This is a genomic window from Pseudomonas sp. P2S-1 (genome assembly GCF_057197725.1).
On the sequence record NZ_CM170068.1, the window covers coordinates 621,191 to 641,844 of the forward strand.

Sequence of the window (20,654 nt, forward strand, 5' to 3'; positions counted from 1 at the left end):
TCACAGGTTCATCAGCCGGGCGGCGTTGCCGGAGATCATCTTGCGGATGTCGGCGTCGCTGTATTCCAGGTCGAGCAACTGGCCGATCACGTTGCGGAAGCCGTCGGCGATGCTCGGGTTGCCCTGCTGGCCAAGGTCGGAGCCGAGGATGGTGAGGTCGATGGTGCCGGCCTCGATCACCTGGCGCAGGAAGGTGTCGTCATAGAACTTGAACTTGGAGCCCGGGACCCACATGCACATCGAGTGCTCCATGAACACGCCTTCCCTGGCCAGCTGGCGCATGTCGTCGAGGGTGGCGTCCACGACATAGGTCGGGTGGTTGACCAGCAGGCGCTTGACCCCGCGCTTGCGCGCTTCCTCGAACAGCGGCCAGATCTCGCGGATATTCAGGTGCCCGGCGGAGAGCACCACGTCCTGGGCGGCGATCAGGTCGAGGATGGCCTTGACCTCTTCCTTCAGCTTGCCGTCGTCATCGAGCACGGTCAGCGGGATCGGCTGCAGCATGCGCTGGGTGGTCTGGGGGAATTTCTCGACGAACTTCACGTCCTGGTGATGGTGGGCAATGTGGTTGGCCGAGGAGAAGGTCGGCATCCACACCAGCTTGGCGCCCAGGTTCAGGCCGTGCTCCACCGCATGCACGTTGAGGCCGCCCACCGAGTTGTTCAGCGGCACGCCGGAGAGCATGTGCACGTCGAGTTCACTGAAGTGCTTGTTGAGCAGGGTGGTGACCGGCGTGCAGCTGTAGTAGTGGTCCTTGAGCAACACGGCCTTGAGTCCGGCTTCGGAGGCTTCGCGCATGGCTTCGATATGGTCGCAGTAGCGCGGCATCACCGAAGGACCGCTATGGCAATGCAGGTCGATGGCGCCGTGCAGCAGTTCATTGATGCGGGCCTGGCGTTCTTCGCTGGCAGTCGGGGTCAGGATGGCATTCATGGCAGGTACCTCTTTTTTATTGTCGGGTGGGGTCAGCGGGCGCGGTTGCGCAGGTGCCTGACCTGTTGGCTCCAGCCGGCGCGCAGCAGCGCCTGGTCGGAGCCGAGAATGAACAGGGTCACGCCGCGTTCGGCGAAACGGTCGAGATCCTCGAGGCTGGCGACGAAGATCCCGGCGGCCTTGCCGGCGCTGCGGGCGGCATCGATGGCACGCAGGGTGGCGTCCTCGACCCGGGGATCGTCGAGGCGGCTGGCGCCGAGGGACACGCTGAGGTCGGCACGCCCCACCAGCAGGCAGTCGATCTCGGCGACGGCGGCGATGGCCGCCAGGTTGTCCAGCGCTTCACGGTCCTCGATCTGCGCGACCATGGCGTGGCGACCGTCTTCCGCCGCCAGGTGCTCGGCCAGGTTGGCGCGGCCATAACCACCGGCCCGGGGCGAGTTGGAGAAGCCCCGGCAACCGTCGCGATAACGGGTCGCGGCCAGCACGTGGCGGGCTTGTTCGGCGCCGACGATATGCGGCAGCACCAGGCCGTCGGCGCCCAGGTCCAGGGCCTGGAGCAGGGTGGCCGGGCGCTGGTCGGCGACCCGCACCAAGCCCGCCACCGCAGCGGCACGGCAGGCGAGCAGGCTGCGGTCCAGGCTGGCGGCATCGAAGGGTGCGTGCTCGGTGTCCAGCACCACACCGTCCAGCCCGGCATCCCCGGCGATCTCCACCACGGCATGGGCCGGGGTCTTGATAAAACTGGTCAGCAGGGTGTCCCCGGCGCGCAGGCGCTGGGTGAAGGTCGGGCTGCTCATGCCGAGGCTTCCACGGCGGCGAACTCGGCAGCCTGGTATTCGATCAGGTGGCGGTAGTCGTCGCGGATCGGCGAGAACACGTCGAGGTTCATCACCACCTCGTCGCCCAGCGGCTCGGCGTAATGCATCACGTGCGGCGGGATGCGGATCATGCTGCCGGGGCCGCCCTCGACCACCTCGTCGCCCAGGTGAAAGCGCACCCGGCCCTGCACGATGATCACCAGTTGCTCGAAGGTGTGGCTGTGGGGGAAGACATCCATGCCCGGGCTCAGCCAGTTCATCACGCACAGGGTGTCGTCGCCGCGGAAGGCGACGCGCTCCACGCCCTTGCGTACCACTTCGCGGGGCAGATCGTTCCAGTTATGCAGCAGGGCTTGGGCGAGGCTCATCGGTATCACTCCGTTTTGTATTTCTTTTGTAGGAATATTGTTTCGCTGTTCGATAAAGCTAATCCTCGCTGGCAGCGCCGGTCAAGTGCCTTTTTCATGCCTTGACAGGTGCTCGGATCGCCTCATAGGATGTGTCGCACATCAAAACAACATTTCTATGCAAGAAATAGAAAGCTCTGGAGGAGTTGGTCCATGCGCGTTATCGAGTCTCTTCTTATCGACGGTCAATGGTCGGCAGGTGGCCATGAGCGCCAGGCCGATGTGTTCAACCCCGCCACGGGCGAGCTGATCGCCCGCCTGGGCCTGGCTTGCACTGCCGATCTGGACCGCGCCCTGGCCGCTGCCCAGCGCGGTTTCCAGGCCTGGCGCAAGGTCTCGGCCTACGAGCGCTCCAAGGTGCTGCGCCGTGCCGCCGACCTGGTGCGCGAGCGTTCCGATGAAATCGCCGCGCTGATTACCCTGGAGCAGGGCAAGCCGCTGGCCGAGGCGAAGATGGAAGCTTTCGGTGCCGGCGACCATATCGACTGGTACGCCGAAGAGGGGCGGCGCGCCTACGGCCGGGTGATTCCGCCCCGTGCCCGTGGCGTGCGCCAGGTGGTGCTGCGCGAGCCGATCGGCCCGGTGGCAGCGTTCAGTCCGTGGAACTTCCCGGTCAGCCAGCTGGTGCGCAAGATCGCCGGGGCGCTGGCGGCTGGCTGCTCGATCATCGCCAAGGGCCCGGAGGAAACCCCGTCGTCCTGCATCGAGCTGTGCCGCGCGTTTCAGGATGCCGGGGTGCCGCCGGGCGTGCTGAACCTGGTGTTCGGCGTGCCGGCCGAGGTGTCCGACTACCTGATCCGTTCCGAAGTGATCCGCAAGGTGTCCTTTACCGGTTCCGTGCCGGTGGGCCGCGCGCTGGGCGCTCTGGCCGGACAGTACCTCAAGCGCTGCACCCTGGAGCTGGGCGGGCATGCGCCGTTCATCGTTTGCGATGACGTCGATGTCGAGGCGGTGGCCGCGCTGGGCGCTGGCCTGAAATTCCGCAACGGCGGGCAGATCTGCGCCTCGCCGACCCGCTTCTATGTGCAGGATGCGGTGTACGACCAGTTCGTCGCGGCCTTCTGCCGTGCCGGTGCCGGTTTGAAGATGGGCGATGGCCAGGACCCGTCCAGCCAGCTCGGCCCGCTGGCCAACCCGCGGCGGGTGGCGGCGGTGCAGGAGTATGTCGACGATGCCCTGGCGACGGGGGCGCAGTTGGCCCTGGGTGGTCAGCGCGGGGAGGGCGAGGGCTTCTTCTATCCGGCCACGGTGCTGACGGGCGTGGCGGAGAATGCCCGGGTCATGAGCGAGGAACCGTTCGGACCGATCGCCTCGATCGTGCGTTTCTCCACGTTGGAGGACGTGATCGACAAGGCCAACAGCCTGCCGTTTGGCCTGGCTGCGTTCGCCTTCACCCGTTCGATCCAGCGCGCCACCTTGCTCGCTGACGAACTGGAGTCGGGGATGGTCTCGATCAACCACTTCGGCCTGGCCGCGCCGGAAACGCCGTTCGGCGGTGTGAAGGACAGTGGCTATGGCAGCGAGGGCGGCAGCGAAGGGCTGGACGCCTACTTCACCACCAAGTTCGTCAGCCAGGTGGGCTGATCGAGCACATGACCTCCTGAGCTAGCAGGGAACCTGTGGGAGCTGGCTTGCCAGCGATAGCGATAGTGAATTCACTGACGTCATCGCTGGCAAGCCAGCTCCCACAAGGTTCGCGCCGCTCCCGCTCCTTGAGTCCAGCGACTTACGGCGAGAATAAAAACAATGCAAACCTTCGACTACATCGTGATCGGCGCCGGTTCCGCCGGCTGCGCCCTCAGCGCGCGCCTGGCCCGGGCCGGGCGCCGCGTGCTGCTGCTGGAAGCCGGCCCCGCCGACAACCATCCCTATATCCATATCCCCGGCACCTTCATCCGTGTCCACGGCACCCGCCGTACCTGGATGTACCGCACCGAGCCGGAACCCTTCGTCAACCAGCGCCAGGTCTTCATCCCCCAGGGCCGCACCCTGGGCGGCGGCAGCGCGGTCAACGCGATGATCTATATCCGCGGCCAGGCCGAGGACTATGACGAGTGGAAGGCCAGCGGCTGCCCCGGCTGGGGCTGGGACGACGTGCTCCCGGTATTCCGTCGCTGCGAGGACAACGCCCGTCTCGGCGGCCAGCTCCACGGCCAGGCCGGGCCGCTCAAGGTCAGCGACCCACGCCACCGCCACCCGCTGAGCGAAGCCTTCGTCTGCGCCGCCGTGGAGGCCGGGGTCCCGGCCAACGACGACTTCAATGGCGCCCGCCAGGAAGGCGCCGGCTTCTACCAGACCACCACCAGCCAGGGCCGTCGGGCCAGCTCGGCGGTGTCCTATCTCAAGCCGTTGCGCGGTGATCCGCGCCTGACCGTAATGACCGAAACTCTCGCCACCCGCCTGCTGTTCGAAGGCGAGCGCGTGGTCGGTGTCGAAGCCGTGGACAGCCGTGGCGCCACCGTCAGCTTCCGCGCCAGCGCCGAAGTGATCGTCAGCGCCGGGGCCATCGCCTCGCCGAAACTGCTGATGCTCTCGGGCATCGGCCCCCGTGCCCACCTGGACGAACTGGGCATCCCGGTGCGCCTCGACCTGCCCGGTGTCGGCGAGAACTTCCAGGACCACCTCAGCGCCTCGGTCTACGCCCGTATCCGCACGCCCGACAGCCTGCTCGGCCATGACCGCGGCCTGCGTGCCCTCGGCCACGGCCTCAAGTACCTGGCCTCGCGCCGCGGCCTGCTCAGTTCCAATGTGGTGGAAAGCGGTGCTTTCGTCGATGCCACCGGTTGCGGTCGCCCGGACGTGCAGTTCCACGTGGTTCCGGCGCTGGTCGGCGATATCGACCGCCTGCCGCCGGACGGCCATGGTGTTTCCATCAACCCCTGCGCCCTGCGTCCCCGTTCCCGTGGGCGCCTGCGCCTGAAAAGCGCCGACCCGCAGGACGAGGTGGCGCTCAACGCCAACTACCTCAGCGACCCGGAAGACATGCGTACCATGGTCGCCGGAGTAAAGATGGCTCGCCGCATCCTCCGTGCCCCGGCCCTGGCCTCCCTGGTGGAAAGCATGCTGCTGCTACCGGAAGAGGACGATGTTCCCGACGAAGTGTTCGAGGACTATGTGCGCATGGTCGCCAAGACCGTGTTCCACCCCGCCGGCACCTGCCGCATGGGCCAGGGCCGGGATGCGGTGGTCGCTCCTGACCTGCGCGTGCACGGGATCAAGGGCCTGCGCGTGGCCGACGCCTCGATCATGCCGACGATCGTCAGTGGCAATACCAATGCGCCGAGCATCATGATCGGCGAGCGCTGCGCGGATTTCATCCTCGCCGCCCAGGCATGACCGGAGGTTCTTCAGGCCGGCGCTGACGCCGGCCCGCACGGATGCGCTTTACACCCTTCGCCGAGACAACAATTACAAGAGTGCCGCGATGAACCTCATAGCCCGCAATACCTTCGACAACGAGCAGGACAGCCAGCTCTACAACCGCATTGCCTGGCGGCTGCTGCCGTTTCTCTTCGTGCTGTACATCATCGCCTTCCTCGACCGGGTCAACGTTGGCTTCGCCAAGTTGCAGATGTCCGCCGATATCGGCCTCAGCGACCTGGCCTTCGGCTTCGGTGCCGGGGTCTTCTTCATCGGCTACTGCCTGTGCGAGATCCCCAGCAACATGATGCTGCAGCGGGTCGGGGCGCGTTTCTGGATCACCCGTATCATGGTGATGTGGGGGCTGCTCTCGGTGTCGATGATGTTCGTCAGCACGCCGAACCAGTTCTACGTGTTGCGTTTTCTCCTGGGCATGGCCGAGGCCGGTTTCTATCCCGGCGTGGTCCTGTACATGACCTACTGGTTCCCGTCCCACGCCCGTTCCCAGGGCATGGCCTGGTTCAACCTCGGCATCGCCATGGCCGGGGTGATCGGCAGCCCGCTGTCGGGCTGGATCATGCAGACCTTCGCCGGCGTAGCGGGCATGGCCGGCTGGCAATGGCTGTTCCTGCTCGAAGGGATGCCGGCGGTGATCCTCGGCATCGTGGTGTTCTTCTACCTGGATGATCGTCCCGGCAAGGTGCACTGGCTGACCCCGGAGCAGAACGAGCGGGTAGTGCGCCAGCTGGCCGAACAGCGTCGCCAGCAGGAGCAGGCCGGTGCCGGGCACAACTTCCGCGCGGCCTTCGTCAACAAGGACCTGTGGCGCCTGATCTACGTGAACTTCGCCTTGCTCTGCGGCACGTATGGCGTGTCGTTCTGGCTGCCGCAGATCGTCCGCAACCTGGGGATCGAGAGCCTCACCCGCACCGGCTTTATCGCCGCGATCCCGTTCGCCATCGCCTCGGTGGTGATGATCCTGGTCAGCCGCCATTCCGACCGCACCCGCGAGCGGCGCTGGCACGGCACCCTGTGCAACCTGGCCTCGGCGGCGGGGCTGGCGATGGCGGCGTTCTTCCATGACCAGCCGGTGCTGTCCCTGGCCGGGCTGAGCCTGGCGATGTCCGGTGGCCTGGCCGGGTTCTGCGTGCTTTGGGCCTTGCCGGGCGTACTGCTAACCGGGACTGCGGCGGCGGCGGGCATCGCCCTGATCGCCACCATCGGCAACCTCGGCGGCTATGCCAGCCCGTTCATGATGGGCTGGGTCAAGCAGAGCAGCGGGCACCTGGAATACGGTCTGTACGTGCTGGCGGTGATGACCGTACTCGGCGCGCTGGCGATGTTCTCGGTGAAGACTCCGGGCAGCGGACAGGCACAGCGAGTCGGCCAACCTTCAGCAATTTAGTGTTGCGCACCAACACAAGCGTTTCGCGCAGCGATACAATCGATCACTTTCCCGTTACCGGTACGAGGTGATCGATTGGACCAGAATGAAGAAAAGCCCAGCAGCGGTCCTGCGCTGCTGGAGTCGGTGGAAATGGTTTTCCGCCTGCTCGATGAACTCACCGCCGCCCGCCGTCCCCTGGGCGTGACCGAACTGGCGCAACTGCTGCAGACCGCCAAGCCGCGTACCTACCGCCACCTCGCCTCGATGCGCCAGTTGGGCATCCTCGAACAGGATCCGGCGAGCGAGAAGTACATGCTCGGTGCGCGCCTGGTGGCCTATGGCGAGGCGGCCGGCGAGCAGTTCGACCTGCGCGCCATCGCCGACCCCTATCTCACCCGTATCCGCGATGCCACCGGGCAGACCGCGCTGCTCGCCGTGGCCACCCACGACACGGCGCTGGTGGTGTCCTGCGTCGAATCCAAGGCCAACGTGTGCATCTCGGTCAAGCCGGGCAACCGTGTGCTGCCGTACTGCTCGGCCCAGGGCCGGACGGTGCTGGCGTTTGCCGATGCGGCCAGCCAGCAGCGGGTGATGCGACGCAAGATGCCGCAACTGACCGAGCGCACCCTGCATGAGCCGGAGCAACTGGCGGCGCGTCTTGAGCTGATTCGGCAGCGGCTGTATGACGATGCGGACGGGGAGGTGACCCTGGGGATCAATGCCTTGTGCTGCCCGTTGTTCAGGGAGAACGACCAGATCGTCGGGACCATCGGCATTGTCGGGCCGAGCGCGGCGATCCCTTCGCCGCCACCGGCAGCGATGCTGCGGGAACTGCAATCGGCGGCGGCGGAGATCAGCGAGCGGTTGCATGCGGGGACTTATCAGCGCTTGTAGAACCGCAATCGCTGGCAAGCCAGCTCCCACAGGTTTAGCGGTGCACGCGGTCCCTGTGGGAGCTGGCTTGCCAGCGATGAGGCCCTTGAATCCTCAGAAGATGTTCAACGGATACTCGGTAATCAACCTCACCTCATTGAAGTTTAGCCCCCGGTCCGCACTGCGGAAGCTCGCCTGGCGCACGCGCATGGACAAGTCCTTCGCCGCCCCCGACTGCACCACATACTTCAGCTCGATATCCCGCTCCCAGGCCTTGCCGTCAGTGGTCTGCGCCGTATGGAAATCGGTACCGCGCAGATACCGGGTCATAAAGCTCAGCCCCGGCACCCCCACCGCCGCAAAATCGAAGTCATAACGCGCCTGCCACGAGCGCTCGTTCTCGTAGTTGAAGTCCGAATACTGCACCGAGTTGGCCAGGAACACCGTGCTGTTGCCGTCCACCCCATAGGTGTAGTTGCCGTCCCCGCTGACCCGCTGGTGGGCGATCATCACGCTGTGGGGGCCGGTGCTCAGGGTCGCCGCCAGGCTCCAGATACGGTTGTCCAGCTTGCCACCAAGCTCACGGCCCTGGCTGCGGGTGTCATAGCCGTTGAAGTCGAACTTGCCCAGCCAGTTCGGCGCCAGTTGCCATAGCGCGGTGGCGCCGGCGTAGGTCTTGCGCCAGTAGTCGTCGACGTCCGAGTGATAGAGGCGGGCGCTGAGGTCGCGGTTGAACTGGTAGTTGCCGCCGACCAGGTCCACCGTGGTCATGCCGCCGCTGTCATGCTCGCTCTGGTCCCGGCTGCGCAGGGCGGTGAAGTGCCCCGCATGCAAGGTCAGGCCGTCGATTTCCTTGCTGGTCAGCAGCCAGCCCTGGGTGGTTTCCGGGAGCAGGCGGTTGTCGCTGGTGGCCAGTACCGGCAGGTTCATCAACTGGTCGCCGTACTTGAGCACGGTGTTGGAGAACTTCGCTTTCACCGCCGCGCCACCGTAGCCGTAGCTGCCCTTGGCGCCGTCGCTGTCCTCTTCCAGCAGCAGGGTGCCGCCGCCCTTGCGGCCGTTGCCGGTGTCGAGCTTGATGCCGAGCAGGCCGATGGCGTCCACGCCGAAGCCGACGGTGCCCTGGGTGAAGCCGGATTCGAAGATGCCGATAAAGCCCTGGGCCCATTCTTCCGAGTAGTTCTGCGACGTGCGGTCGTCGAGGAAGTTGCGGTTCATGTAGAAGTTGCGCGCCTTGATCGACAAGTGCGCGTCCTCGACGAAGCCGCCGCCCTCGGCCAGGGCGTTGAAGGGAAGGGCGCAGGGAATCGCCAGGGCGAGAAGGGTTTTGCCATTCATTGTTTTAGGTTTCCAGGCAGGTGCGCGGGCACGCGGCCTGCTCCGGGATCGGAACAGGGCGTGGACCGCAGGGTTGTAGAAACGGAAAGGTTTTACCTCAGCGAAGTCGCTCGACCTGCTGTCGCCAGAGCCGCGCGCCGCGGTCGATCACCTCGCACTGGTGCGCCACGTTATGCGCGTCTGGCTGCTGGGCGACCAGCATGTCCAGCATCGGGTCGGCCACTGCCGTGCGGATGCCGGCCAGTTCCTCGATCACCGCCAGGCCGCAGAACGGCACGTAGGCTTCGGCGTAGCCGCCTTCGTGGACCAGCACCAGCTTGCCCTGGCACACCCGCTCGGCGACTTCCCGGGTGATGCGGGTCAGCTCGCGGAAGCTGTCGCTGTGCAGGAGCATGCGCCCCAGCGGGTCCACACCGTTGGCGTCGAAGCCGCAGGCGACGATGATCAGTTGCGGCTCGAAGGCTTCCAGGGCCGGGACCACCACGCTGTTCATCGCATGTACGTAGGCCTCGTGGCCGCTGCCTGGTGGCAGGGCGATATTCAGGTTGCAGCCATGGCCGGCGCCACTGCCGACGTCCTCTTCGCCGGTATAGCCGCGAGGGTAGGCGCGCTGCTGGTGGATCGACAGGGTCAGCACGTCGTCGCGCTCGTAGTAGATCGATTGGGTGCCGTTGCCGTGGTGTACGTCCCAGTCCAGCACCGCGACCCGCAGCGGGCCCAGTTGCGCCCGGGCTTCCTCGATGGCGATGGCGATATTGTTCAGGTAGCAGAAGCCCATGGCCTGGTCGGCGAGACAGTGGTGCCCCGGTGGCCGGCTCAGCACGTAGGCATTGCGGCATTCACCGCGCAGCACCTGGCCGACGGCGTTGCAGGCCAGCCCGGCGGAGACCCGCGCCACGGCCCAGGTGTCCGGACCCACCGGGGCGCCGGGGTCGAGCAGGCCACCGCCGTTCTCGCAGAGCTGGCGGAAGCGCTCCAGATAGCCGGGGGTGTGCACGCGCAGCATCTGCTCCAGGCTCACCGGCTCGCCACCCTGGTGAGTGAGCTGGCGACCGAGGCCGGAAACCTCCACCAGGTTCTTCAGGCGGCGCTTGGATTCCGGCGATTCGGCATGGGCCGAGCCGGACGGCGGTTCGACCCAGCCGCCCACCGGCAGGGTCAGGGCGAACATGCCGCCGCTGTGCCAGAAACAGTGTTCGTCGTGGAAAAAACGGGTAGCGCTCATGCGGGCTCCTTAGTGCGAGGCGGCGAGGGCGGCGGGCTGGCTTTGCGGGCGCATGCGCGTCATCACCAGGGCGGCGGCGAAAGTCAGTGCGGCGAGGATGTACAGGCCGTACTCGAGGTGCCCGCTGGCCTGCTTGACCCAGCCCATCATGAACGGGCTGGCATAGCCGCCGAGGTTGCCGACGGTGGTCATCAGGGCGATGCCGGCGGCGGTGGCGCTGCCGGTCAGCAGGGTGCCGGGGATCGCCCAGAGCACGTTGAACGCCGACAGGCAGCCGGCCATGGCGATGCACAGGCTGAACAGGCACAGGAACGGGTTGGCCTGCAGGGCGGCGCTGAGGGTCAGGCCGAGGCAGGCGGCGAGGATCGACAGCGAGGCGTGCCAGCGCCGTTCGCGGGTGCGGTCGGAGTGCTTGCCGACGATCAGCATGCACACCGAGCCCACGGCGAAGGGAATGGCGGAGATCAGCCCGGTCTGCAGCAGGGTCTGTTCACCCAGGCTGCGGATGATCTGCGGCAGCCAGAACGACACGCCGTAGGTGCCGCAGAGCAGGGCGAAGTTGACGAACACCAGGCACCACAGGCCGCGGTGGCGGAAGGCGCTGGCGAAGGTGTGGGTGGCGCCGGCCTTTTCGAAGCTCTGGCGCTGACGGTCGAGGTCGGCCACCACCTTGGCGTTCTGTTCCTTGCTCAGCCAGCGCACCTTGCCCGGGCGGTCATCCAGGTAGAAGAACACCACGATACCGAGGATCACCGCCGGCAGGCCTTCGAGGAGGAACAGCCACTGCCAGCCGGCCAGCCCGCCCATGCCGGCGAAGGTCTGCATGATCCAGCCCGACAGCGGCCCGCCGATCACCCCGGCGATACCCACGCCGAGGCTCAGGCAGGCCAGGCCCTGGGACTGGGCATAGGACGGCAGCCAGTAGGTCAGGTAAAGCACCACGCCCGGGTAGAAGCCGGCTTCGGCGACGCCGAGGAGAAAGCGCAGGATGTAGAAGGAGGTGGGGCTGGAGACGAACATCATCGAGGTCGAGATGATGCCCCAGGCCACCATGATGCGGGTGATCCACAGCCGTGCGCCGACCTTCTGCAGCATCATGTTGCTGGGGATCTCGAACAGGCAGTAGCCGAGGAAGAACACCCCGGCGCCGAAGCCGAAGGCCATGTCGCTGAGACCGATATCGGCAGCCATCTGCAGCTTGGCGAAGCCGACGTTGACCCGATCGAGGAAGGCCACCACGTAGAGCACGAAGAGGAACGGCAGGATGCGCCAGGCGATGCGGTTGTACAGGATGCTGTCCTGGTCGTTGGCGAAGGTGCGGCGGGAGATCAGGTTCATTGCGTCTCTCTGTTATGGGAATTGTTGTTGGCAGTGAGCAATGTGGGTTTTGTTCTTTTTGAAGAAACAGCGTTTCTCTGGTTGGTGATGTTAGGGAGGGGTTGGGAGGGCTGTCAAGGATCTTGGCGGGGCATTTCGGCGGGTTTTTCACCGCTATCTCCCAGGCAGCCGAAGACCCTGTGGGAGCTGGCAAGCCAGCTCCCACAGGATCTATGCCAGTCCCCAGATCAATGTTTGGCGCGGACCTTGTGGGAGCTGGCTTGCCAGCGATGAGGCCGGCCTGGACGAAGAGGTTGTCAGGTCGGGCCAAATCGCTGGCAAGCCAGCTCCCACAGGTTCTATGCCAGTCCCCAGATCAGTGTTTGGCGCGGACCTTGTGGGAGCTGGCTTGCCAGCGATGAGGCCGGCCTGGACAAAGAGGTTGCCAGGTCGGGCCAAATCGCTGGCAAGCCAGCTCCCACAGGGGGGCTCGGCAAGTCAGTGATAGTTCAGCGTTTGCTCAACGACCGCGATACCAGCAACAGCAACGTGGCAAACAGCACCATGATCGTCGCCGCCGATAGCAGCACCGGGCTCAACGCTTCCCGCGCCGTGGTGAACATCTCCCGCGGCAAGGTGCGCTGGTCAGGCCCGGCGAGGAACAGCGTCACCACCACCTCGTCCAGCGAGGTGGCGAAGGCGAACAGCGCGCCGGAAATCAGCCCCGGCGAGACCAGCGGCAAGGTCACCTTGCGCAGGGTCATCCACGGCGTTGCGCCCATGCTCGCCGCCGCCCACAGCAAGCGCTGGTTCAAGCCCCCCAGCGCCGAGCCGACGTTGACGATGACGAAGGGCACCGCCAGCGTGGTGTGCGCCAGGATCAACCCGAGATAACTGCGGGTCAGCCCGGCATTGGCGAAGACGAAGTACATGCCCACTCCGACGATCACCGCCGGGACGATCATCGGCGCGATCAGCAGCACCTCGATCACCCGCTTGCCCGGCATCGCCGGATGGCGCAGGCCCAGCGCCGCCAGTCCACCCAGGACCACTGCCAGCACGGTACTGGCCACGGCAATCGCAAAGCTGTTGAACAAGGCCCCCAGCCACTGCGACGAGCCGAAGAATGCCTCGTACCAGTGCAAGGTGAAGTTGCCCAGCGGCAACGACATATAGCGGCTGTCGCTGAACGACAGCGGCAGCACCACCAGGATCGGCAGCAGGAGAAAGGCCAGCACCAGCCAGCCACTGAGCGACAGCCCGAGGTTGCCGAACCAGGCCAGGCGGCCGCTGTTGGGGTTGCGTATCATCGTTGGACTCCTTGCGCGCCACGCCGGGCCAGGTGCGCCTGGATCAGGTAGAGCAGGGTGGTGGCGACCAGCAGCACCAGGCCGAGGGCCGAGGCCAGGCCCCAGTTGAGGGTGCCGGTGGTGAACTGGGCGATATAGAAGCTGATCATCTGATCCGCCGGCCCGCCCAGCAGCGCCGGGGTGATGTAGAAACCGAGGGTGACGATGAACACCATCAGCGCCCCGGCCGCCAGCCCCGGCAGTACCTGCGGCAGGTAGACCTGGAAGAACACCCGCAGCGGTCGCGCGCCCATGGAATACGCGGCCTGCACCAGCAGGCGGTTGCAGCCGGCCATGGCCGCCAGCAGCGGGAAGACCATGAACGGCAACATCACATGGACCAGGGCGAGGATCACCCCGAAGCGGTTGTAGAGCAGGTGTACCGGGCTGTCGATCCAGCCCAGGGCCATGAGCAGGGCATTGACCATGCCACCGTCCTGCAACAGCACCATCCACGCGGTGGTCCGCACCAGGATCGAGGTCCAGAACGGCAGCAGGATCATCAACAGCAGCAGGTTGCGCGTGCGCGGCGTGCGCCGGTCGAGGAACACGCACAGCGGGAACGCCAGCAACACGCAGAACAGGGTGGTGAGCGCGGCGATGCTGAAGGTGCGCGCCAGGATCGAGCGGTACAGGCCCGCTTCGTCCTTGTTCACCAGGCCCTGCTGGTAGTCGTGCTTGAGGTCCACCGCCGACAGCAGGTGGTAACTGCCTACCGGCCCGGCGGCGCGCTTGAAGGTCTGCCAGGTGGCGTTGTCCAGCCAGCGCGGGTCCAGGGCGCCCATGGCTGCGGCGCTGCCGTCGAGGCCGGCGACTTCGCGCTTGGCCGTGGCCAGCAGGCTGCGCAGGGCCGGCGCTTCATAGGCCAGGCGTCGGGCCAGTGCCGCAAGGTCGCGGGGGCTGGCCTGGCGCAGGTCGGCGGCGAAGGGTTTGAACAGGGTTTCGTCCGGCGCCGAACGCCCGTCCCACGCCGACAGGGCGCGGGCGGTGGTGGGCAGGGCCTGGGGCAGTTCGTTGTCGGCCACGGCGCGCCACAGCAGGGTGCCGATCGGGCCGACGAAGGTCAGCAGCAGGAACAGTACCAGTGGCGCCAGCAGGCCATAGGCGCGCCAGAGGGCGGCGCGGTCCTTGCGCGCGACCACTGGCAGTGAAGGGGTGAGGGCTACAGCGCTCATGTCGATTCCTCGGCAACGGTGGCAAGGGTCACTTGGCCGACCAGGCGGTCCACTTGGCATTCAGTTCGTCGATGCGGTCGACCCAGAACTTGTCGTCCAGTACCAGTACGTTGGCCGCGTTCTGCGGGGCGCTCGGCGAGTCGGCCAGGGCGGCCGGGTCAGTGTCGGCGATGCCTTTGCGCGAGGTGATCCCGGTAGGTTGCAGGGCCGGCCAGAGCTTCTGGTGCTCGCCTTCGCCCATCACCTTGAGCAGGCCGTAGGCCTTGTCCTCGTTAGGCGAGTTGGCCAGGATCACCCAGCTGTCCATGGTCTGCAGCGACTGGTTCCAGACCAGGCCGAAGGGCTTGTGGTCCTGGCGGATGGCGTTGGTCACCCGGCCGTTGTAGGAGGTGGTCATGGCGACTTCGCCCGAGGCCAGCAGTTGCATTGGCTGGCCGCCGGCCTTCCAGAACAGCAGCTGGTCCTTGATGCTGTCGAGCTTCTTGAAGGCGCGATCGACGCCGCCGGGCAGGTTGAGGGTCTTGTACACCTCGGCCGGGGCCACGCCGTCGGCCATCAGGGCGATTTCCAGGTTGCCCTTGGGCCCCTGGCGCAGGGCGCGCTTGCCGGGGAAGGTCCTGGTGTCGAAGAAATCCGCCCAGCCGGTGGGGGCGCGGGACAGCTTGCTGGTGTCGTAGCCGATGACGAAGTTGTACACCGCGTTGCCCACGCCGCATTCGCTGACGGCGCTGGGGATGTAGCTGTCCTTGCCGCCAATGCGGTTGAAGTCCAGGGCCATGAACAGGCCTTCGCCGCAACCCAGTTGCAGGTCCTCGGCTTCCACCTGGACCAGGTCCCAGCCGCCGTCCTGGCCTTCGGCCCGGGTGCGCAGCAGGCCGATGCCGCCTTCCCAGCTGTCGTCGACCACCTTGTTGCCGCTGGCCTGGCTGTAGGGCTCGAAGAAGATCTTGCGTTGCACGTCCTGGTAGGCGCCGCCCCAGGAGGCCACGGTCAGGTCGCGGGCCTGGGCCGCGCCGGCACACAGGGCAAGGCCGCAGAGGGTGAGGGTGAAATGACGGACGGAGCGGGTGCTGAACATGATGGAACTCCCAGCCTTTGAAATTGGTTTTGGACGGCAGTGTCAGAGCGGTTCATCGAATCGGGTGGTGCTTGTTCTTGTAGTGGATCAGCGCAGGATCATCGCCAGCTGCGGCGGCACGCCGAGGGTCACGGCCTCGCCCGGCAGCGGCGCCGGGCGGCCGAGGCTGCCCGGGTTGTAGGTCATCGACAGCTCGCTGCCGCCGGCCATGTGCAGGCGCAGGCGGCAGTGGGCGCCATGGAAGATGCTGTCGATCACCCGCGCGGCCACGGCCGGCTCGTCGCCGCTGGCCAGGCGCAGGTTTTCCGGGCGGATCGCCAGGGCCGCGTTGTCGCCCACGGTCAGGCGGGTGTCGGCGCAGCGGGCGTGGTGCAGCGAGCCGTCCTCGTCGAGGCGCAGGGTGGCGAAGCCGTCGGCGTTGTTGACCACCCGGCCTTCCAGCAGGTTGGTCTCGCCGAGGAAGTTGGCGACGAAGCGCGTCGCCGGGCGGTTGTACAGGGTCTGCGGCGCGGCGATCTGGGCGATGCGGCCTTCGTTGAACACGGCCACCCGGTCGGACATGGTCATCGCCTCGTCCTGGTCATGGGTGACATAGATGAAGGTGATGCCCAGTTGCTTGTGGATCGCCTTGAGCTCCAGCTGCATATGCTCGCGCAGGGCCTTGTCCAGCGCGCCGAGGGGTTCGTCCATCAGCAGCATGCGCGGCCGGTAGACCAGGGCCCGGGCCAGGGCGACCCGTTGCTGCTGGCCGCCGGAGAGCTGGCCCGGCTGGCGGTCCTCGAAACCCTCGAGACGCGCCAGGGCCAGGGCTTCGCGCACCCGCTCACGGGTTTCGGCGGCACCCACCTTGCGCAGGTTGAGAGGGAAGGCCACGTTCTGCGCCACGCTCATATGCGGGAACAGCGCGTAGCTCTGGAACACCACGCCCATATCGCGGCGGTAGGCCGGCAGGCGGCTGATATCGGCGCCGTCCATGAGGATGCGCCCGCGGTCCGGGGCATCGAAGCCGGCGAGCATCATCAGTGTGGTGGTCTTGCCCGAGCCGCTGGGGCCGAGCAAGGACAGGAACTCGCCCTGGCGGATATCCAGGTGCAGGTTGTCGACCACCCAGGCGCGTTCGTCGTAGGTCTTGCAGACCTCCTCGAAACGCACCAGCAGCGGGGCGTCGGCCAGCGGGTCGGGGGCGTCGGGCTCGGTGTTCATGGCAGCCTTGGGCAAGGGGCGGAGGTCCTGGGCGATCATGGCCGGATACCTGCCAGCACGTCGTCCAGGGCCTGGGTCAGTGCGTTGAGGATAGTCGCGATCTGCTGCGCATCGACGATCAGCGGCGGCGCCATGACCAGGGTGTCGCCGAGGGCGCGCAGGAGGATGCCGTTGCGCTGCAGGGCGTTGCTGACCTGCTGGGCGATCTTCAGCTCGGCGGGGAAGGGCGTGCGGCTGTCCTTGTCGGCGACGAATTCCAGGGCCGCCATCAGGCCTATGCCCCGGGCCTCGCCCACCAGCGGATGGTCGGCCAGGGCGCGCACGCCGGCCTGGAACGCCGGGGCCACGTCGCGGACATGAGCGACGATATCCAGCTCGTCGTAGAGCTTGAGGGTTTCCAGGGCCACCGCCGCCGCCACCGGATGGCCGCCGTAGGTGTAGCCATGGCCCAGGCCGCCGAGGGCCTGGCTCTGATCGGCGATCACCTGGTAGATGCGCTCGCTGACCAGCAGCGCCGAGATCGGCTGGAACGCCGCCGACAGGCCCTTGGCGCAGGTCAGCATGTCCGGCTCGATGCCCATGGCGTCGCAACCCCAGTAGTGGCCGGTGCGGCCGAAACCGCAGATCACCTCGTCGGCGACCATCAGGATCTCGTACTTGCGCAGCACCGCCTGGACCTTGGCGAAATAGCCGGCGGGCGGCAGGATCACCCCGCCGGTGCCCATCACCGGTTCGGCGAAGAAGGCACCGATGGTGTCCGGGCCGGCTTCAAGAATGGTCTGCTCCAGTTCTTCGGTCAGGCGGGTGGCGAAGGCTTCCTCGCTTTCCCCCGGCAGGCCTTGGCGATACAGGTGCGGGCAGCGCACATGAATTACGTCGGCCAGCGGCTCGCCCCAGCCTTTGTGCATGTTCGGCAGGCCGGTCAGGCTGGCGGCGGCCAGGGTGGTGCCGTGGTAGCTGCGCTGGCGGGCGATCAGGCGGGTCTTGCCCGGCTTGCCGATCGCGGTGTGGTAGTAGCGGACGAACTTGATCGCGGTGTCCACGGCTTCCGAGCCGGAGCTCTGGAACACCGCCTTGGTCAGGCCGGCAGGGGCATGTTCGATCAGCAAGGCGGCCAGATCGGCGGCAGGGCCGTGGCTGCGGTGGGCGAAGGTCTGCTGGTAGGGCAGCTTGAGCAACTGCTGGTAGGCCGCCTCGGCCAGGCGCGGCTGGCTGAAGCCCAGGGTCGCGCACCACAGGCCGGACATCCCTTCGATATAGCGCTGGCCCTGTTCGTCGAACACATAGATGCCCTCGCCACGTTCCATCAGCAGCGGTCCGACCTCCTCATGCAGGCGCAGGTTGGTCTGGGGGTGCAGATGGTAGGCGATGTCGCGCTGGGCCAGGGCCGAACCACGAGCTGTCATGACGTTATCCTCGATGCGATTTTTGTATGCGTATGCGGTACGTGGTTTCATTTTTACGACTGGTCGCGAGTTTCGTCAAATCCTTTTTGTTTCTTTTAAAAGAATGGCTTTTCGCTGAAAGAACTATCCAAGTGATGATGGTTCGAGGTAAAAGGATAATTCTCGGTAAATCATGGAGTTGCGTAGCAATACGCCATCTGGTTGGACCTGGACGGGCCGGAGCGGGGCTTGTCAGCTTTCATAAAACTGCGCGATAGTCCGGCCATCGTCGCGTTTCGCCTGTGCGAACGCGGTCTATTTTTCTACCCAATCAGGGATCTTCACGATGAAGGAAGAAACGACCTCGGGCGGCGTGCGCTCGGTGCAGCTCGCCCTGGATGTGCTGGAGCGGGTGGCGGGGGCCAGCGAGGACATCGGCGTCAGCGAGCTGGCGGTGCAACTGGGCACGACCAAGGGTTCGGTGTTTCGCCATCTGAAAACCCTGGTGGAACGCGGTTACCTCAGCCAGAACCCGCAGACCTCGCGCTACCGCCTGGGCGTGCAGGCCTATGTGCTGGGGCATGCGGCGGCGGGGGGCATCGACCTGCTCAGCGCCTCGGCCGATGCCCTGCGCGATTTGCGTGACGAACTGGGGCTGTCGGTGGTGCTTTCGGTCCTGCAGGGGCGGCGCCTGGTGGTGGTGGACACCCAGTTGGGCAAGTCGGCGCTGGAGATTGGAGTGCGCACCGGTACCGAGCTGCAACTGCACTGCAATGCCCAGGGCAAGGTGGCGCTGGCCTTTGCCCGGCAGTTGGGGGTGGATCAGCTGGGGGCGGCGGAGCTGCCGGCGGTGACGGTGAATACCGTAACCGATCGTCAGGAACTCAAGCGCCAGGTCGCAGAAGTCAGGGCCCAGGGCTGGGCGGCGGCGATCGAGGAAGAGACCCTGGGGATCTCGGCGATTGCGGCGCCGATCCTCGGGTTGAATGCCGAGTTCATCGGCGCGGTGGCGCTGGTGGCGACGGTGCAGAACATCACCCGCCAGGTGGACCCGGCGCAGGTGCATGCCTTGAAGAAGGCGGCGTTGCGGGCTTCGTGGAATCTTGGGTACAGGGATGGGCCTTGACCCGGTCGCGCATAGCTCTTGTAGGAGCGTGGCTTGCCCGCGAAGGACCGCGCAGCGGTCCAAAAATCTCATTGACCCTACTATTTTGGGAGCGCTTCGCACTCCTTCGCGGGCAAGCCACGCTCCTACCTGGATTGTGTATGGGTCAGAAAATCACATATTGAAATAAGAATGATTCGCTATTAATGTGCCCCCGTATTTCAGCCGCTCTGGTTCCGAAGGGGGTGCCATGTCGCTACATGAAGCGGATTCCATCGTGCCTTTCGAGGTGCTCTACGGCACCCATCACGGCTGGCTGAACGGCTGGCTGCGGCGTTCGGTGGGCTGTTCGCAGCAGGCCGCGGACCTCGCCCAGGACACTTTCGTGCGCCTGCTCGTACGCAACCAGCCGGTCACCAACCGCTCGCCCCGCGCCCTGCTGGCGCGCATCGCCCGCGGCCTGGTGATCGACCACTGGCGCCGCGATGCCCTTGAACGTGCCTACCTCGAAGCCCTGGCCCATCTGCCGGAAGCCAGCTACCCCTCGCCGGAAGTCCGCCACGAAGCCCTGCAATGCCTGGAGCGCATCGCGCAGATGCTCGAAGGCCTCAAGCCGGCGGCCCGCGAAGCCTTCCTGCTGTACCAGCTCGGCGGCCTGACCCACGCGCAGATCGCCGCGCAACTGGGCGTGTCCAGCCGTACCGTGGAACGCCATGTCGCCAATGCCCTGCTGCACTGTTACCGCCTGTGTTTCGAGGCAACACCATGAGCCGCCTGCCGGAAAGCGTGGTGCGTGCCGCCATCGACTGGCAGATGCGCCTGCGCGGCCACCCCGAGTTGCAGGCCCCGTTCAATGACTGGCTGCGCCGCGACCCGCGTCATCAACTGGCCTGGCAACGCCTGCAGCAGATGGCCGGGATGTTTCAGTCCAGCCAGTTGCCCCGGGCCGAGCAGAGTATCCCGCTGCTCCAGCGCGCCTCCGCCGACCTCAGCCGACGCAGGATGTTGAAGATGCTCGGCCTGGTCGCCGGCGGCACGGCCCTGGCGGCGGTCAGCGCACCACCGGCCTGGCATGCCGACTACATCACCCACCTGGGCGAGCGCCGGCAGATCAACCTCGGCAATGGCACCCGGGTCACCCTCAACGGCGACAGCTCGGTGGACGTGCAGGGCGGCGAACTGTTGCTGCTGTCCGGCGAAGTGCTGCTGGACGGTGCGCGCTGGCATGCGCGCTGCCGCTTCGCCGAGTGCAGCGGCCGCGAGGCGCGGGTGTCGTTGCGCGAGCGCGATGGCTACAGCGAGATCCGCGTCGATCGCGGCGAGGTGCTGGTCACCTCGCCGGTCGGCCAGCGCCGCGTGCTGGCGGGCGAGGGGCTTGGCGTGTCGGCGTCGGCGATGACGGTGCTGGGCAAGAGCCCCCTCGACCCGTTCGCCTGGAGCCGTGGCCTGCTGGTGGTCAACGATATCCGCCTGGGCGAATTCCTCACCGAGGCCGGGCGCTACCGGCATGGCTGGCTGGGCTGTGACGAGCGGATCGCCGACCTGCGCCTGTCCGGGGTGTTCCGCCTCGATGATCCGGCGTCGCTGCTGGACAACATCAGCCATCTGCTGCCGGTGAAAGTGGTGGAGCGCACCCGCTGGTGGGTACGGGTAGTGCCGGCATAGACGCCAGCTGAAATTTTTTTGTCGGACTTCATG

At 66.3% G+C, this 20,654-nt stretch carries 18 protein-coding genes; 7 read left to right on the forward strand and 11 right to left on the reverse strand.

Translation table 11 applies throughout. From position 1 onward, the window contains the following. From AC2CQI_RS02935 to AC2CQI_RS02945, 3 genes are read right to left on the reverse strand one after another with little or no spacing between them, the layout of a single operon-like run. On the reverse strand, window positions 1-933 hold the full coding sequence (locus AC2CQI_RS02935) for a DUF6282 family protein (protein ID WP_484579106.1): 933 nt from the start codon (window positions 931-933) through the stop codon (window positions 1-3). A gap of 32 nt (window positions 934-965) precedes the next feature. Next, on the reverse strand, window positions 966-1,733 hold the full coding sequence (locus AC2CQI_RS02940; RefSeq protein WP_484579107.1) for an HpcH/HpaI aldolase family protein: 768 nt from the start codon (window positions 1,731-1,733) through the stop codon (window positions 966-968). Further along, window positions 1,730-2,122, reverse strand: coding sequence for a cupin domain-containing protein (locus AC2CQI_RS02945; protein WP_484579108.1), 393 nt, complete (start codon window positions 2,120-2,122; stop codon window positions 1,730-1,732). Before AC2CQI_RS02945 ends, AC2CQI_RS02940 begins: the two co-directional genes overlap by 4 nt. Before the next feature lie 192 nt (window positions 2,123-2,314). Here AC2CQI_RS02945 and AC2CQI_RS02950 point away from each other — a divergent pair, with 192 nt between their 5' ends. From AC2CQI_RS02950 to AC2CQI_RS02965, 4 genes are all read left to right on the forward strand, one after another. After that, window positions 2,315-3,745, forward strand: a complete 1,431-nt coding sequence (locus AC2CQI_RS02950; RefSeq protein WP_484579109.1) for an NAD-dependent succinate-semialdehyde dehydrogenase — start codon at window positions 2,315-2,317, stop codon at window positions 3,743-3,745. 162 nt (window positions 3,746-3,907) lie between these two features. Further along, window positions 3,908-5,497, forward strand: a complete 1,590-nt coding sequence (locus tag AC2CQI_RS02955; protein WP_484579110.1) for a GMC family oxidoreductase — start codon at window positions 3,908-3,910, stop codon at window positions 5,495-5,497. A gap of 88 nt (window positions 5,498-5,585) precedes the next feature. Then, the gene (locus AC2CQI_RS02960) at window positions 5,586-6,926 is read left to right on the forward strand and encodes an MFS transporter (protein WP_484579111.1); all 1,341 of its coding nucleotides are present in this window, start codon (window positions 5,586-5,588) and stop codon (window positions 6,924-6,926) included. Window positions 6,927-7,001: 75 nt separating this feature from the next. After that, window positions 7,002-7,802, forward strand: a complete 801-nt coding sequence (locus AC2CQI_RS02965; RefSeq protein WP_075805568.1) for an IclR family transcriptional regulator — start codon at window positions 7,002-7,004, stop codon at window positions 7,800-7,802. A 93-nt stretch (window positions 7,803-7,895) separates the two neighbouring features. Here AC2CQI_RS02965 and AC2CQI_RS02970 read toward each other — a convergent pair whose 3' ends face one another. The 8 genes from AC2CQI_RS02970 to AC2CQI_RS03005 all read right to left on the reverse strand — a co-directional run bounded on the left by AC2CQI_RS02970 (window position 7,896) and on the right by AC2CQI_RS03005 (window position 17,872). Next, window positions 7,896-9,119: an OprD family porin gene (locus AC2CQI_RS02970; protein WP_484579112.1), complete on the reverse strand. Its 1,224-nt coding sequence runs from the start codon at window positions 9,117-9,119 to the stop codon at window positions 7,896-7,898. Between the two features lie 97 nt (window positions 9,120-9,216). Beyond that, complete coding sequence (locus AC2CQI_RS02975; RefSeq protein WP_484579113.1) at window positions 9,217-10,344, reverse strand: class II histone deacetylase; 1,128 nt, start codon at window positions 10,342-10,344, stop codon at window positions 9,217-9,219. Between the two features lie 9 nt (window positions 10,345-10,353). Then, the gene (locus AC2CQI_RS02980) at window positions 10,354-11,682 is read right to left on the reverse strand and encodes an MFS transporter (RefSeq protein ID WP_484579114.1); all 1,329 of its coding nucleotides are present in this window, start codon (window positions 11,680-11,682) and stop codon (window positions 10,354-10,356) included. Between the two features lie 488 nt (window positions 11,683-12,170). Beyond that, window positions 12,171-12,971 carry an ABC transporter permease gene (locus AC2CQI_RS02985; RefSeq protein WP_484579115.1) on the reverse strand — a complete coding sequence of 267 codons (801 nt, stop codon included), beginning with the start codon at window positions 12,969-12,971 and terminating at the stop codon, window positions 12,171-12,173. Continuing rightward, window positions 12,968-14,185: an ABC transporter permease gene (locus AC2CQI_RS02990; protein ID WP_484579116.1), complete on the reverse strand. Its 1,218-nt coding sequence runs from the start codon at window positions 14,183-14,185 to the stop codon at window positions 12,968-12,970. Before AC2CQI_RS02990 ends, AC2CQI_RS02985 begins: the two co-directional genes overlap by 4 nt. 28 nt (window positions 14,186-14,213) lie before the next feature. Next, the gene (locus AC2CQI_RS02995; RefSeq protein ID WP_075805574.1) at window positions 14,214-15,263 is read right to left on the reverse strand and encodes an ABC transporter substrate-binding protein; all 1,050 of its coding nucleotides are present in this window, start codon (window positions 15,261-15,263) and stop codon (window positions 14,214-14,216) included. An 87-nt stretch (window positions 15,264-15,350) separates the two neighbouring features. Then, a complete protein-coding gene (locus tag AC2CQI_RS03000; RefSeq protein ID WP_484580576.1) occupies window positions 15,351-16,466 on the reverse strand; it encodes an ABC transporter ATP-binding protein in 1,116 nt (371 codons plus the stop codon). A 35-nt stretch (window positions 16,467-16,501) separates the two neighbouring features. Further along, a complete protein-coding gene (locus AC2CQI_RS03005; RefSeq protein ID WP_484579117.1) occupies window positions 16,502-17,872 on the reverse strand; it encodes an aminotransferase in 1,371 nt (456 codons plus the stop codon). A gap of 325 nt (window positions 17,873-18,197) precedes the next feature. On the opposite strand from AC2CQI_RS03005, the gene AC2CQI_RS03010 reads away from it, so the two are divergent. The 3 genes from AC2CQI_RS03010 (at window position 18,198) to AC2CQI_RS03020 (ending at window position 20,621) form a co-directional block, all read left to right on the forward strand. Next, the gene (locus AC2CQI_RS03010; protein ID WP_075805576.1) at window positions 18,198-18,977 is read left to right on the forward strand and encodes an IclR family transcriptional regulator; all 780 of its coding nucleotides are present in this window, start codon (window positions 18,198-18,200) and stop codon (window positions 18,975-18,977) included. 229 nt (window positions 18,978-19,206) lie between these two features. Further along, window positions 19,207-19,725 (forward strand): sigma-70 family RNA polymerase sigma factor, encoded by a 519-nt coding sequence (locus tag AC2CQI_RS03015; RefSeq protein ID WP_484579118.1) that lies wholly within the window; start codon window positions 19,207-19,209, stop codon window positions 19,723-19,725. Continuing rightward, window positions 19,722-20,621 (forward strand): DUF4880 domain-containing protein, encoded by a 900-nt coding sequence (locus AC2CQI_RS03020; RefSeq protein ID WP_484579119.1) that lies wholly within the window; start codon window positions 19,722-19,724, stop codon window positions 20,619-20,621. Before AC2CQI_RS03015 ends, AC2CQI_RS03020 begins: the two co-directional genes overlap by 4 nt. The last annotated feature ends 33 nt before the right edge of the window (window positions 20,622-20,654 follow it).